Origin of the sequence: Paenibacillus sp. FSL H8-0175 (assembly GCF_045040615.1) — a bacterium.
GTDB lineage: Bacteria > Bacillota > Bacilli > Paenibacillales > Paenibacillaceae > Paenibacillus_AQ > Paenibacillus_AQ odorifer.
Map to the genome: position 1 here is coordinate 1,014,456 of NZ_CP150299.1, position 14,460 is coordinate 1,028,915.

Consider the following 14,460-nt stretch of genomic DNA (forward strand, 5'->3'; position numbering starts at 1 on the left):
TCTCCCTTACTATCGAATATTGAATAGCAAGCTGTGGAGGCGCCAACCCCTCATTGCGCCAAGAGGGCAATAAGGGCTGACGTCGTTAGAAGCATAGCTATACGCAGGTCAGCCGATCCAGATCCGCTGAGTGCAATGATCTCCAGAGTTTCTACCGATCATAATATCATATTCCCCAGGCTCGAAGACCAACTGATCGTCTTTTCCGTAGAACATTAACATTTCTCTGGTAATTTCGAAGGAAACCACCTGTTTCTCATGCGGTGCGAGTGTAATCTGCTGGAAGCCTTTCAGTTCCTTGACCGGGCGCACGACACTTGCGCTGACGTCGTGGATGTAGAGCTGAATGGTTTCCTTGCCGGCGATGTCCGAAGTATTCTCTACTTCAATGGAGGCAACCACCCGATCCGCAGCTTCAACATTGAAGCTGTTGTAAGCAAACTTGGAATAGCTCAGGCCATAACCAAAACAGAACAGCGGGTCATTCGGGCAGTCCAGATAACGGGTCACGTAACGCACATTAGGATACATAGGATCATAAGGACGTCCCGTTTGATAAGCATTGTAATAGACAGGAATTTGCCCAACCGAGTAGGGGAAGCTCATCGATAAACGTCCGGAAGGATTATAATCTCCGAACAGCACATCGGCCAGCGAATTTCCTGACTCTGTACCCAGAAACCAAGCCTGCAGCAGAGCGTCGCTGGCATCAAGAACGGGTTTCAGCTCCAGTGGTCTGCCGCTGAATACAATGGTGACGACCTTTTTTCCGGTATCCTTCAGACGGCAGATCAGCTTCTCCTGATTGGCTGATAGGCGGAGATTGGATTTGCTTCCGCCTTCCCCGGTATCCTGCTGGTTCTCACCGACAGCGGCGAGAATTACATCACAATCCTTCAGCGCCTGGTAGGCGTCTTCAATTTCATCCTTCACATCAAAAACACCCTCAAGCATGCTTCCCAGCTCACCAGTCATGGCCGTAAAAATATTTTCGGCAGATGTTTTTTGCGAAATGCCGGTGTAGAGTGATACAGCCGGATCTTTTTCTGTCCCGGCCCAACCGCCCAGCACATGAATGGAGGTGGCGAAAGGACCAGCCAGACCAATCTTCATGCCACGTTTAAGGGGCAAAGCATCATTGTCGTTTTTGAGCAGTACAACTGAGCTAGCTCCAAGCTCCCGTGCGGCCTGCAGATGCTCCGCGATAGGTTTCGGAGCCTCATCCACCAGCGGATCTGCATCCTTAAATGGATTATCGAACAAGCCAAGCGCGTCCTTGAGCTCAAGCACCCGGATAACAGCTTCATCGATCAAGGCGATATCAAGCTTTCCTTCCTCGACCAGAGCAGCGCCGTGGTTTAGATAGTGAGTGGACATCATCTCAATATCCAGCCCAGCAGCCAGACTTTTCTCGGCTGCCTCACGGCCATCTATCGCGGCGCCATGGGGAATCAGCTCATTAACGGAATTGAAATCGGCGATGGTAACGCCGTTGAAGCCCCATTCTTCCCGTAAAATCCCGCGAAGAAGCTCGGAATTACCACTTGCCGGGATACGGTCAATGGTATTAAATGCGGCCATCACCATGGCCACACCAGCATCTACGGCAGCCTTATAGGCTGGCAGGTAGAACTCACGCAATACGCCGGAAGACATATCCACCGTGTTGTATTCCCGTCCGCCTTCGGGAGCACCATAACCAGCGAAGTGCTTCACACAGGCGGCGATGCGTCCTTTTTCTTTTAGGTCCTTGCCCTGATAACCCCGCACCATACTTTCGGTGACACGGGCATTCAGATAGGGATCCTCACCAGATGTCTCCATGACACGTCCCCAGCGCGGGTCGCGTACGAGATCAGTCATGGGCGAGAAGGTGACGTGAATGCCGGCAGCCGCACTCTCCTTGGCGGCGATTTCAGCAAACCTTTCACAGGCTTCAAGGTCAAAGCTGCTGCCCATGGCCAGCGGAATCGGGAGGATGGTCCGGTAGCCGTGAATGACATCCGCCATGAAGAGCAGAGGAATCTTTTGTCGGCTGGTTTGCAAATGTCGGGTCTGTTGCTCGATTACATTCCGGGCTCCAATACCGTTCAGAACACTTCCGATGCTCTCCATTACCTGCGGCTTAATGTTCAGTTCCTTAAATGGTCCGGTTAAATCCACGGTATCGTCCAAACCCCAATAGTGAGGACCTAGCTGGGTTAATTGGGCCAGCTTTTCGTCCAGGGTCATATCGTTCACAAGATCTTGGATAAACGTTTTAGTCATGGTTAACTCCTTCCTCGTGAGCGCATTGAAAGTTAGTTTGTTAAATAGATGTGTAGTTCCCCGCCAGGCAGCGTAAGCATGATTATATTGGCAAAACTTACGTTAGATAGGCGATAAGGATGGGAGTGAACCGTTAACTCTCCTGGCACACAGCTCCGAGATGCGGAATGGGCCTGAGCTATAATCAGGTTCAATTGTTGTGAAAATCATAGCATTTCTCTCTTCGGATACAGGATGAGACATGAATTAAATTAGAAGAGGATTGCATCATTAAGATGTTACATATGGAGACTGACATGTCTATGAAAGAAAAGAATAAAAACGTTTCCACAAACGATACACCTCGATATTAGTCTGAACACCAAAAAAAGTCAATCGCCTTTAGAAAAACAGCTAATTTATATTTTTTTACGTGAAATATGTAACTTTAGTACTTATAATTCAAAAATAAAATGAATTGACAGCGCATACATTTTGGGAGTATGCTTCTCACACAGAGAGTTTTACAGAAACACTGGAAACGTTTCTACAACGCTCGATACACTTTTTTATGAAGGTTGGGCAAACTGTTTTTATTCTGGCTGCTGGACAAGAAAGGAAGGTAATTTATGCATGTGACTGAATGCATCTTTCAAATTGGAGGTGGGCACTTTGGCGAGACTGAAGCTTGTGGGTGGAAACATTGTTCGGGAAGTCATTAAGAACAAAGTTCTTTTTCTAATGTTGCTGCCTGTAATCGTATATTTCGTTATCTTTCACTATGCTGTAATGCCTGGAGCTTACGTCGCATTTGTAGATTACAAGCTCAATAAGGGGATTTTTGGAAGTAACTTTATCGGCCTTAAGAACTTTGAGTTTCTGGTTCAAAATGGGGATCTATGGAATATTACCAAGAATACGCTGCTCTATAATATCGTCTTCCTGGCTTTAGGTAATATCATTCAAATAGTATTTGCCATTATGTTGTCTGAGATCTCAGGCAAGTGGTTCAAAAAAATATCACAATCCGTTATCCTGTTACCGAATTTCATCTCCATGGTTATCGTCGGTGTGTTTGCCTACAATATATTCAATTTCAATTCCGGGTTTATCAATACGATGTTAACTGGAATGGGGCTAGACCGTTACGAGTTCTATTCCGATCCGGGCATCTGGAAATATATTATTGTGGCTTTCAAGATCTGGGCGGGTACCGGATATGGAATGATTGTTTATCTGGCAACGATCACAGGGATTAATCATGATCTGTACGAGGCTGCTTATATGGATGGAGCGACTACCTGGCAGCGAATCCGTTATATGACCTTGCCGATTCTGAAGCCAACCTTTATTCTGCTTCTACTGTTCGGTATGGGTGGAATTCTCAAGGGATCCTTTGACCTTTTCTATAATCTGATCGGTACGAACTCTGTACTGTATCCGCAGACAGATATCATCGATACCTATGTCTTCCGTTCACTGGTGGGACAATTCAACTTCTCTATGGGTGCCGCAGTGGGCTTCTACCAATCCTTATTCGGTCTGATCCTGGTGCTTGTAGTTAACTTTATTGTACGCAAGGTAGAACCGGACAGCGCTTTGTTCTAAGACTAGACACGAAACAGGGGTGATAAATATGGAAAAGAGTACAATCAAACAGGATTCCGGAAGCATTCTCATAAAAGCAGTCAGTTATATCTGTATCGCTATCTTTGCGCTATTCTGTTTATTTCCCTTCGCGTTGATGATCTCCTCATCGTTCATGAACGAGCAGGAAATTGTTCGTGAAGGCTACAAGCTGCTGCCGAAGGCATTTTCCTTTAAGGCTTACGAGATGCTATTCAACAACTCTACTCAGCTGGTGAATGCTTATCAGGTAACTATCTTCATCACCGTAGTGGGTACGGTACTCGGACTGTTTATGATGTCGATGGCCGGATTCGTGCTCAACCGTAAGGATTTCAAGTACCGCAACTTCTTTTCCTTCTTGATTTACTTTACAACACTATTCAGTGGCGGCTTGATTCCGACATACATCCTGATGGTTAAGCACCTGCATATGAAGGACAGCTTATTCGCCATGATTCTTCCGGGTGTAGTTGGTGCATGGTCCATCTTCCTGATGCGTAATTTCATGAAGGCGATTCCGGATTCCTTATATGAATCCGCTACCATTGACGGTGCTGGTGACTTTCGCATCTATTGGCGGATATTTATTCCGCTGGCGGTTCCATCCTTGGCTACTATTGGACTTTTCTCAGCACTAGGCTTTTGGAATGAGTGGTATAACGGGATGTTGTATATTGACAGTCCGACGAAATATCCGCTCCAATACTTTTTGCAGCGAATGGTCAATCAGACGAACTTAGGAGCGCTAATCAACTCGGGAGCGGTCATCAATACTGCTGATCTTCCGACGCAATCCATCAAGATGGCTACAGCTGTGCTGGCCACTGGACCGATTATTCTCCTGTATCCATTTGTACAGCGTTATTTCGTAACAGGCCTCACCATCGGGGCTGTAAAGGGTTAATGGACGCAATCTTCTTTTCGAAGAGCGTTTATTATAAATGAAAGTTTCATAAATAGAAGAGAAAAGGGAGGCTTACCTAAATGAAAGGTAAAAAGATCGCGTCTTCTTTAATTGCTGTCCTCATGCTTACTGGAGCACTGACAGCCTGCACATCCAAGAACAACAATGAGCCGAGTAATGATCCGGCAGCCACGAAAGCTCCAGAGGCTTCAGCCAATGCAGGCGGAGTGGATACTTCCAAGGAAGCTAAGCTGGTGTACTACCTGTGGGGCAGCGAAGGAGTTAAAAATAAAGAAATCCTCGCTGAGATTAACAAGAAGCTCAAGGCTGATCTAAACGCTACGATTGAAGTGAAGTATATTGACTGGCCGGATATCGCTACTAAGTACCCGCTGCTATTTGCTTCAGGCGAAGAATTTGATATGTCGCATGCATCTCCCGGAGCTCCAGTGTCTTATTTCACATTGGCTAGTGAAGGCGCTCTAGTGGACCTTACAGATATGCTGGATAAAGTTGCTCCTAAGCTAAAAGCGGAAATCCCGGAAAGTGTGTGGGAGAATACAAAATACAAAGGCAAAATTTATGGTGTACCAAGTCTTTATAGCGAATACACACCTGCCGGTTATGCCTATCGTTCTGACTTGCTGAAGAAATATGGAATGGACAAAATCACTTCCATTGATGATATGGTTAAATACATGGATAATGTGGTTGCTAATGAGTCCTTCCCACCAATTAACGGCAAGGCAGAAGATGCAGCCAATATGTTCAGAATGCTCGTAGATACTACAGGGATGTGGCTTAACGCTCCTGGTATATCTTTGAATGAGCTGAATCTTGTGACCAAAAGTCCAGAGGACTACAAGACCGTCTTCCATCCAGCTTTCACTCAGGAATTTGAAGATTGGGCTGTGAAGATGCGTGAATGGGCGGATAAGGGTTACTGGAGTAAAGATGTGCTGTCTGCAACCCTAGGCAGCAAGGATAACTTCAGAGCAGCTAACTCCGCAGGTTATTTGACTCATGCTCAGGACTGGATCGGCCAATACGGTGCGGATTTGAAGGCGCAACCGGAATCAGATCCTTACTTCTTTACTTTTGCGGAAGCTAATAAGAAGATCAAACGTAAGATGGGCGTTGACAACTCGACTGTAATCAGCACGAACTCAGCTAATCCAGAGCGCGCTCTGATGGTGATCGAGAAGTTCATGACCGATGAAAGCTACTACAACCTCATCCAAAACGGTATTGAAGGCAAACAATATGTGATGGAAAATGGTGTTAAAAAGCAGCCTGCAGGCTTCAACGATAAAACGGACGGCGGAGGTTTCGCTGCTTGGTCACTTCGTAATGACAAATTCGTAGTTCCTACGGATACAGAAAACCCAATCCGTAACTCCTTATTCGCAGAATGGGATAAAGTGGCTATCGATGATCCTTACAATGGCTTCAGCTTTGATCCAACCAATGTTACAACTGAAATTGCTTCGATTTCCAACGTGAATTCACAGCTTGGTATTCAATTGATGCTTGGTAAAACAAGCAAAGATCCAAAAGCAGCTGTTGCAGAGTACCGCGATCAGCTGAAAAAAGCAGGAGTTGACAAGGTCATTGCCGAAGTAGAGAAGCAATTGGCTGCGTTTGTTCCTGTCAACTAAAGAAAGTTAAGGGGTGTAAGGGAGCTATAATTCGATATAGCTCCTTTACCCATAAATGGGGGAGTAAAGTGGATGTAAATATCAAGGATATCGCGCGGATTTCCGGTGTGGGCATCTCGACGGTCTCCAGGGTAATCAATAACAAGGGACCGGTGAGCAAGTCTACACGTGAGAAAGTGATGAGTGTGGTTAAGGAATACAATTATATTCCCAATTCCAACGCGCGGAATTTGAAAACTACACAATCTAAGAACATTGCACTTATGGTCAAGGGGATTACCAATCCTTTTTTCTCTAATATGATCAGAGAAATTGAACGGCAGGTCAATCTGCGGGGCTACCCGTTTCTTATCCAGCAAGTAGAGGATGGGACCGATGAAATCAATGCTGCAATTCAACTGGTGAAGGAGAAGAATCTGTGTGGGATTATCTTCATGGGTGGAACCTATGATCATTCTGAAGAGAAGTTCAAACAGCTGACGGTTCCGTTTGTGCTGACAACGATCACCTCAACGCAGGAGGTGAACCCGCTTATTTTTTCCAGCGTTATTATCAATGAAACGAAGGAAGCCTATAAGGCTACCAATTATTTGATCTCATTAGGTCATACGAATATCGGCTTTTTAGCCAAGTCTCCATTATTGGATGAAACCACGGGCAACCGGCGGTATTTAGGCTACAAAAAAGCACTCGAAGAGCAGGGTCTGCCCTATGATTCAGGGTTGGTTGAGGATTGTGAATACAGTCCCAGCTCGGGATTTAATGCTGCGCGGAGACTGCTCAACAAGAATAAGGGAATTACAGCTATATTTGCCGCTTCCGACACGATTGCCATCGGTGCTGCCAAAGCGGTGCTTACCGCGGGGTTATCTATCCCTGATGATATTTCGATCATTGGCTTTGACGGGATCGAGATGGCTGAATATTATCATCCTTCTCTTGATACAATCAGCCAGCCGGGTACGGAAATGGCCTTATCCAGTGTAGGTGTTCTGTTTGATCTCATTTCCGGACGTTCAAACCATCAGCATATTGTCTATGATGCGGTATTGCTCAAGCGTGGTTCCTGCAAGATGATTAAACCTCGTTAAGATCACACTATAAACCTTTATTGGAGTGGAACCGAAATGCAAGATACACTGAGAATAGGTACGATTGTACGTGGTGGAGAAGCCGTTAAGGTCATTCCACAAATTGTGGGGCATGGATTTGAATCATTTAATCTGAACTTTTGGCAGACCACCGGCGAAACCGATTTGATAGAAACGGCTGCACGACTGAGGGAGTTAGCTGCTGAACATGATTTTGTCATCTCTTCTGTGGGCATCTATGGCAATCCGCTCGCAGGCAGCGGCGACAATGCCGACACGTTGGCAAGCTGGGAGCGGCTGATTGATCATGCACATTTATTTGGCACAGATATTATAGGCGGCTTCACTGGCCGATTGCCAGGCTTGTCCATTGATGAGTCCATCCCGAAGTTTACAGAGGTGTTCGGAGAACTGGCGAAGAGAGCGGCAGATCGTGGCCTGCGGATTGCTTTTGAGAATTGCGCTATGGGCGGAAACTGGCAGAGCGGAGAGTGGAACATCGCTCACAATCCTTCGGCCTGGGAGAAGATGTTCAATGCCGTTCCGGCGGATAATCTGGGATTGGAATGGGAGCCTTGCCACCAGATGATCGCATTGATTGATCCGCTTCCGCAGCTGCGCAAATGGATGGATAAAGTATTCCATGTGCATGGCAAGGATGCGACCATCGCTTGGGACATCGTCAAGGAATACGGTATTCATGGCCCCAAACCTTATGTATGGGACCGGACCCCTGGCTTCGGGGATACCAATTGGGTAGATGTAATCACCATCCTGCGCCAAGCGGGTTATAAAGGTACGATTGATATCGAAGGCTGGCATGATCCAGTGTATCGTGATGAGCTGGAAATGACCGGCCAGGTGCATGCATTGAATTACTTGAAATATTGCCGTGGTGGCAGCTTTGTGCCTAATCCGGTTTAAATGGTGCCGTATGAAAACAACCCAAAAATGACCTCGAAATCCACAGTGAAGTGGAGGATGAGGTCATTTTTTATAGTTAATCCTGATTTAATCCTGAATCAGATATCCTTGTCCCAGCTGTATTTCTTTGAAGCCAGCCAAATGGCGGGCTTGAAAGCGGATAGGGGTGCTGCCGCCAACCATAATGATATTTTGGATATCGGCGGCCCCTTCTGAAGGCAGGGAAAAGGCTCTGATATAGGCGTACTCTTCGGCTAGCGTTGTATAAATCGCGTTGATCAGCGGGTCATGTTCACCTTTTCCCATTAGATTCATGAGAATATATCCGCTTGTGTTCAACTTCGAACGGGTAATACTGAAAAATTCACGGGAGATCAAATGCCTTGGTGTACCAGCGGCAGTAAAGGCATCCAAAATGATGTAATCATATACCTGCGGGGCTTCGCCTTCAAGGATCTGACGTCCGTCACCGATCACTACGTTATCTTGACTATATCCAAAGCAGCGGCGGCTTAATTCGACTACTTGTTTGTCTAGCTCGGCTACTTTAAATCTTTTGTCCGGAAAATGTCCGGCAATTGTTCCAATTCCATGCCCAATAAGAAAAACATCCTCAAAAGAAGGGAGGTTGAACTCCATGAAGTGAATGATGGCCCGCGGATATTCAAAGAGAATTCGTTGCGGGTCATTAAGATCCATCGCACCTTGAGTGGCATGATTCGAGAACTGCATAACACGGAAGGAGCCTTTTTCACCATATAGTTCTGTTGTGTCGTAGACGGTTATTTCATGATTTTCGCTATTTCTTTGAAGCTCTGAATGCAAGTGATCGATCTCCTTATACAATACTAATTCGTTTATATTCATTGGGTGTAACCCCGACAACACGTTTAAAAAGCTTGTTGAAGTAGGCAGGATCGCCATATCCAACCTCTGCCCCAATCTCGTGAACCTTCAGGTCCGGAGCATTCTTGAGTAGATGTTTGGCTTTGCGCAGCCGAATTTCCGTGATGTAGTCCGTCAGTGTAAGTCCGGTCTCTTGCTTGAACAGCTTGCTTAAATAGCTTGGAGTCAAAAAAACCATATTCGCCAAAGTGTTCAGATCCGCATGCTGATTATAGTTAGCGGATATCCAGCGTTTTATGGTTTCTATGGCTGTGCCGGACATCTCCAGACGATGGGTTCTGATTTCGGTCAGAATGTTTGTGAAATGAGCGGTAAACATCTCCTCAATGTCGCAAAAGCTCATACTGGACGCGATTCTGTCGTCCAACCTGAGGTCGGGAACACTTTTATTGCGGGCCTCGAATTCTTGCAGTTCCTTTTGTGCAGTTTCTTCAACCCAGCGACAGACCCGGAGAATTTGGTCAGGACCGGCTTGTTGTGCTTTCAGCACTGAGAACAGGTCATGAATCCATTCTAAGACGCCTGTCACATTCAGAATCTGCAGGTTATGGATCAGCGGTTCTCTAATTGTATTAAAGTGATCCAGGAGGTTCATCTCCGGCTGTTGAATGTTCTGAATATTCGCGTAATGTACAGGCTCCGGATTATATATGCCCATGTTGCAGGCTTGTTTAGCATCTAGGTATGCCTGTCTAAGCTTGGATACCTCATTATAACAACCGCTGGTACCTACATGTAGGATCTTTCCGTGTGCAGATATCCGCATAATGTCACCGATATCTTTTAAATCGTTGTCTGACAGCGGCTCAGCAGAATATACAATCCAGACGTAGAGTCCTTTTTGAATCTCCAAGCTGTCGAAGCTCAACGCCTTCTCTTGCCGCAGACTGTCTGCGCAGGAGCAGACGGTTTCTCTGGCGCTCCCTTTGAGGACAAAGACCGAGAAATAAGGCTGGGGCAAGGTAAGGCTGGATAATAGGAGAGGGGAAGAGGGCTCTTCGATATGTAAGACTGTCAATAAAAGCCCGGAACGGTGGCGTTCTTCCTTGTCGCGCGCGAGCTGCCGTTCTTTGTCTAGCCGATAAAGCAGCTCGAACAGCTGCTCTTTATTAATTGGTTTTAATAAATAGTCTACAGCTGAGCTGCGGATGGCTTCTCGGGCATAATTAAATTCAACAAATCCACTCATTAGAATAGAGTAGATCTGCGGATGGGTGGCTTTTAACTGTTTAATCAGCTCCAAGCCATTGATTTGCGGCATACGAATATCTGTAATCACAACATCAAGTTGAAGTGTGCTTAACTTATCTAATAGATGTTTTCCGTCGGAGTAGGTGCCGATGACCAGAAATTCGGCGCTTTCTTTACTGATCATTCGGGCCAGTCCTTCGCGGATTAAGATCTCATCATCCACAATCGCAATACGCAGCAATCTGAGCAGCCCCTCTCCTAAATAAATTCATCTTCACTGAATTTAGCGTTAATATCCGCAATGCGCAGGGTAACACGAGTGCCGATTCCAAGCTCACTCTCAACAAGCAGACCAAACGAACTGCCGTAATGCAGGCGAATTCTTTCATTTACATTTCGTAGTCCAATCCCGAACCTTTCATTGTCCGTTCCAGTCTGCAGACTATTGTTTAAGGAACGAAGGGTGGCTTCATCCATACCGATCCCATCATCTTCTACACAGAATACGGCATCTCCATGCTCGCTCCATGCGGTGATGCTCAAGGTGCCCGGTCCTACCTTTTGATCCAAACCGTGAAAGACAGCATTTTCTACGATCGGTTGAAAGACAAGCTTAATAACAGGAAGATGAAGGAATTCGTCCGGCACGTCGATGTTAAGTCTGAACTTGTCTGGGAATCGGATTTCCAACAGCTGATAATAATTTCTCACATGATCCAGCTCTTGTCTAATTGTAACAGCCTCTTCGTTTCGGACAATGCTGTAACGCATTTGAAGCCCAAGTAAATAGGTTAGCTTCGCCACACGTGGATCATCATTGCTCTCTGCAAGCATGCGGATGGATTCCAGCGTATTATAAATAAAATGGGGATTAATCTGGTTTTGAAGCGCCCGCATATCAGCCTTTTGCTTCCGTTTCTCCGTGATAGACACTTCTTGTAACAGATCTTTGATCCTTATGATCATCCGATTAAAATGACTGCCCAGCATCCCAATCTCATCATTATATTTGGAATGCTGCCAGACATCCAGATTACCATGCTGCACTCGTTTCATTAAGCGGACCAAGGATTTAAGGGGTTTGGTCAGGGCATGGGAAATTATAGTCGCAACAAAAAGTGCAAAAGCAATGATAATCAGTGTGGTCAAGATAAGCGTATTACGATTCTTTTGTACAGGGGACAGGATACGTGTTAAAGGAATCGTAACCATAGTGGTCCACCCGGTCTGTTTCGAGACGGTATACACTGCAAGATAAGACTGGCCATTCAAGTCTATTTGAAAATGATCCTGCTGCTGATTTACTTGCTGCAGCAACAGCTTTGTATTCAGAGTTTGTGTATCGGCAGCCAGATTCGGAACCGCGGAATCTTCACTGGCATAAATCAGATCTCCATTGTTATCTACAATGAACGTGTTTCCTTGCGTAACTGCATTTACGGGATCGATAATGCCCTTAAACAGATTGATGTCTACATCGAAAACGAGAATTCCTATATTCTGTAATGTGCTTACAGAGTTAATCGTACGCAGAACACTAAAGACCTCTTTATGGACATTCGAGTTGGTGCGGATCGTATGTCTGCCCTGAATGACAGGCGCTGCTCCGGCATCTTCACTCATGGTTCTCCATTTGGCTAATCGTTCCTCTGGATACAGTTCATTAATTCCAGCGTCTTTATCATAAAAGACAGAACCGTACTGATCCACCAAATACACGGCAATGATCTCTTCCTTAGTATGATTCAAATAGCTAAGGAACATCGCCATGCCCGTATTTTTTTCCCAGTCGGTATTTTGCTGTGTCAGGTAGACTTGCACATCGGTGTTATACAGCGGCAGGGCTGTATATCTTTTGAGGTCGGCAATATATCGGTCGATGGTATCTGAAGCATTCGATGTCATTTGACCCGCACCGTCAGTCGCATTCACAAGAACCGAGTTGAACATGGAGCGGGACGATAGATAACTTACATAAGTGATCGGCAGAGAGATCAGAAAGACAAAGATAACGATCAGCTTGCGCTCCATCGGTAGATTGGCAAGGAACAACCACATTTTGCGTAAAGTTAACCGGATGTATGATAGCATTTGCGTTGTTCCTTTCCTGTAATAAGCTACCTACCTTATTTGACCGCTCCACTGGTTACGCCTTCAAAGATGTAACGCTGCAGGAAGAAATATAGAATTACTGTTGGCAGCAGGATAAGCAGAATAGCCGCACAGATTAAATTCCATTCCCCCGAATTGACCCCTTGAAAACGCATTAGGATCGTCGTAACTACACCAAGGCTTTGTTTCGGCATGTAGAGGTAAGGGATGTACATGTCATTGTAAATGCTAATGGTTTTCAGAATAATCAAAGTAGCCGTAGCTGGCGTAAGTAAAGGGAAAATAATCGACCGATAGATTCTGAACAGAGAGGCACCTTCTACCATCGCACTTTCATCGAGATCCACGGGAATATTACGGATAAATTGCAGATATAAAATAATTTGAATTACATCCGCTCCAATATAAAGCACGATCGGGGCGCCAAGTGTATTGTAAAGCCCCATGCTTTTGATGATACCAAAAGTCGCTACTTGTGTCGTGATACTAGGAATAATGGTGGCTACTAGATATGCACCAAAGACTACGGGTTTCAATTTGAAAGAGAAGCGTCCCAATACAAATGCTACCATAGTGCCGAACAGAATGTTCAGAATTAAAGTAATAGCTATAATGATTAACACATTACCAAATCCGTTAAGTAGACCCCCACGCTGGAAAACGGCAGTGAAATTATCGAAATTCAAAAAGCTTTTTGGCAGTGCCATGGAGCTGCTGCTGTTAAATTCGTCAGTGGATTTAAAGGCATTGACGATGACCACATACGGAGGAAAGAGTACAACAAATACGCCGATAAGCAGCGAGAAGTATTTAATAACATCTGTGAAGCGAAATTTGGAGTATGTCATATCTATTTGTCCCCTCCCCGGCTTAGAACTAGTTGCTGTACTAACAGTACGATGACGACAAAGAAAAGCAAAATAATACTCATGGCAGAAGCGAGGCCGTAATTATTGTAAGCAAATGCAGTATCTACAACTTTTTGTACGTATGTTTCGCTGGCGCCTGCGGGGCCGCCCTTGGTCAACACGAAGGGGAGATCGAATACTTCCAGTGCCCCTGTGACGGTAAGAAATAAGTTAAGCTGGATGACTGGCTTCATATTCGGTAAAGTAATTCTCCAAAGTGTTTGAAAAGGTCCGGCACCATCGATCTTTGAGGCCTCATAGATATCGTTTGGAATGGCCTGCAAGGAGGCGATGTAGATTACCATGTTATAACCCATGAAACGCCAAAATCCTGTGGACGCCAGAGAATAGTTAACCAGTCCTTCTGTTCCAAGCCAACTGGTCTGTCCTAGTCCGGTAAGACCGATGCTATTCAGGAACATATTCAGAGAGCCATTGGTGGTGTCAAAGACATAACCAAACATAAAGGCGACGGCGACACCGTTCATAATGTAAGGGAGGAACAATAAGATTCGAAATGCATTTTTTCCTTTCAACTTACTATTGAGCACAATCGCAAAATAAATAGCGACGATATTCTGGAGAATTCCCATCGCGAAATAAGCAAAGTTATGGGTAAATACCTTGAAAATATCGGGGTTGGAGAAGACTTCGCGGTAATTATCGAGACCGACCCAAGGCTTCTCAGGGCTATAGCCATCCCAATTCGTAAAGCTGTAATAAATCAGCTTGAGTGCCGGATAATACGTGAATGTTGCGAGCAGCAACAAAGGAATCGTGAGGAAGGATACAATGATAATCGTCTTCTGTTTGTTATAGGAAAGTGTTCCGAACATCGCTAGCCCTTCTTTCATAAAAACGTGGTATGGAAAGGCAAAATGGATTATCCG

At 45.4% G+C, this 14,460-nt stretch carries 11 protein-coding genes; 5 read left to right on the forward strand and 6 right to left on the reverse strand.

Annotation, left to right across the window (positions count from 1 at the left end; genetic code table 11):
- Nucleotides 1-108: 108 nt before the first annotated feature.
- Complete coding sequence (bglX, locus tag MHH46_RS04420) at nucleotides 109-2,268, reverse strand: beta-glucosidase BglX (protein ID WP_076130669.1); 2,160 nt, start codon at nucleotides 2,266-2,268, stop codon at nucleotides 109-111.
- Nucleotides 2,269-2,910: 642 nt separating this feature from the next.
- Here bglX and MHH46_RS04425 point away from each other — a divergent pair.
- From MHH46_RS04425 to MHH46_RS04445, 5 genes are all read left to right on the forward strand, one after another.
- Nucleotides 2,911-3,855, forward strand: coding sequence for a sugar ABC transporter permease (locus tag MHH46_RS04425; RefSeq protein WP_305953532.1), 945 nt, complete (start codon nucleotides 2,911-2,913; stop codon nucleotides 3,853-3,855).
- 28 nt (nucleotides 3,856-3,883) lie between these two features.
- Nucleotides 3,884-4,780: a carbohydrate ABC transporter permease gene (locus MHH46_RS04430; protein ID WP_076105429.1), complete on the forward strand. Its 897-nt coding sequence runs from the start codon at nucleotides 3,884-3,886 to the stop codon at nucleotides 4,778-4,780.
- 80 nt (nucleotides 4,781-4,860) lie between these two features.
- Nucleotides 4,861-6,438, forward strand: a complete 1,578-nt coding sequence (locus MHH46_RS04435; RefSeq protein ID WP_076105428.1) for a DUF3502 domain-containing protein — start codon at nucleotides 4,861-4,863, stop codon at nucleotides 6,436-6,438.
- A 68-nt stretch (nucleotides 6,439-6,506) separates the two neighbouring features.
- Nucleotides 6,507-7,529, forward strand: coding sequence for a LacI family DNA-binding transcriptional regulator (locus MHH46_RS04440; protein WP_036686912.1), 1,023 nt, complete (start codon nucleotides 6,507-6,509; stop codon nucleotides 7,527-7,529).
- 36 nt (nucleotides 7,530-7,565) lie between these two features.
- The gene (locus MHH46_RS04445) at nucleotides 7,566-8,453 is read left to right on the forward strand and encodes a sugar phosphate isomerase/epimerase (RefSeq protein WP_076194375.1); all 888 of its coding nucleotides are present in this window, start codon (nucleotides 7,566-7,568) and stop codon (nucleotides 8,451-8,453) included.
- A gap of 87 nt (nucleotides 8,454-8,540) precedes the next feature.
- On the opposite strand, the gene MHH46_RS04450 is transcribed toward MHH46_RS04445, so the two are convergent.
- From MHH46_RS04450 to MHH46_RS04470, 5 genes are read right to left on the reverse strand one after another with little or no spacing between them, the layout of a single operon-like run.
- Complete coding sequence (locus tag MHH46_RS04450) at nucleotides 8,541-9,320, reverse strand: spermidine synthase (protein ID WP_081387266.1); 780 nt, start codon at nucleotides 9,318-9,320, stop codon at nucleotides 8,541-8,543.
- Nucleotides 9,292-10,791 carry a response regulator gene (locus tag MHH46_RS04455; RefSeq protein ID WP_076194378.1) on the reverse strand — a complete coding sequence of 500 codons (1,500 nt, stop codon included), beginning with the start codon at nucleotides 10,789-10,791 and terminating at the stop codon, nucleotides 9,292-9,294. The genes MHH46_RS04450 and MHH46_RS04455 overlap by 29 nt, the downstream gene beginning before the upstream one ends.
- A 17-nt stretch (nucleotides 10,792-10,808) precedes the next feature.
- A complete protein-coding gene (locus MHH46_RS04460) occupies nucleotides 10,809-12,641 on the reverse strand; it encodes a sensor histidine kinase (RefSeq protein ID WP_076130665.1) in 1,833 nt (610 codons plus the stop codon).
- A gap of 35 nt (nucleotides 12,642-12,676) precedes the next feature.
- A complete protein-coding gene (locus MHH46_RS04465; protein WP_076130664.1) occupies nucleotides 12,677-13,510 on the reverse strand; it encodes a carbohydrate ABC transporter permease in 834 nt (277 codons plus the stop codon).
- Between the two features lie 2 nt (nucleotides 13,511-13,512).
- Entirely contained in the window at nucleotides 13,513-14,406 is an 894-nt protein-coding gene (locus MHH46_RS04470; protein WP_076105422.1) for a carbohydrate ABC transporter permease, read from the reverse strand.
- Nucleotides 14,407-14,460 lie beyond the last annotated feature (54 nt).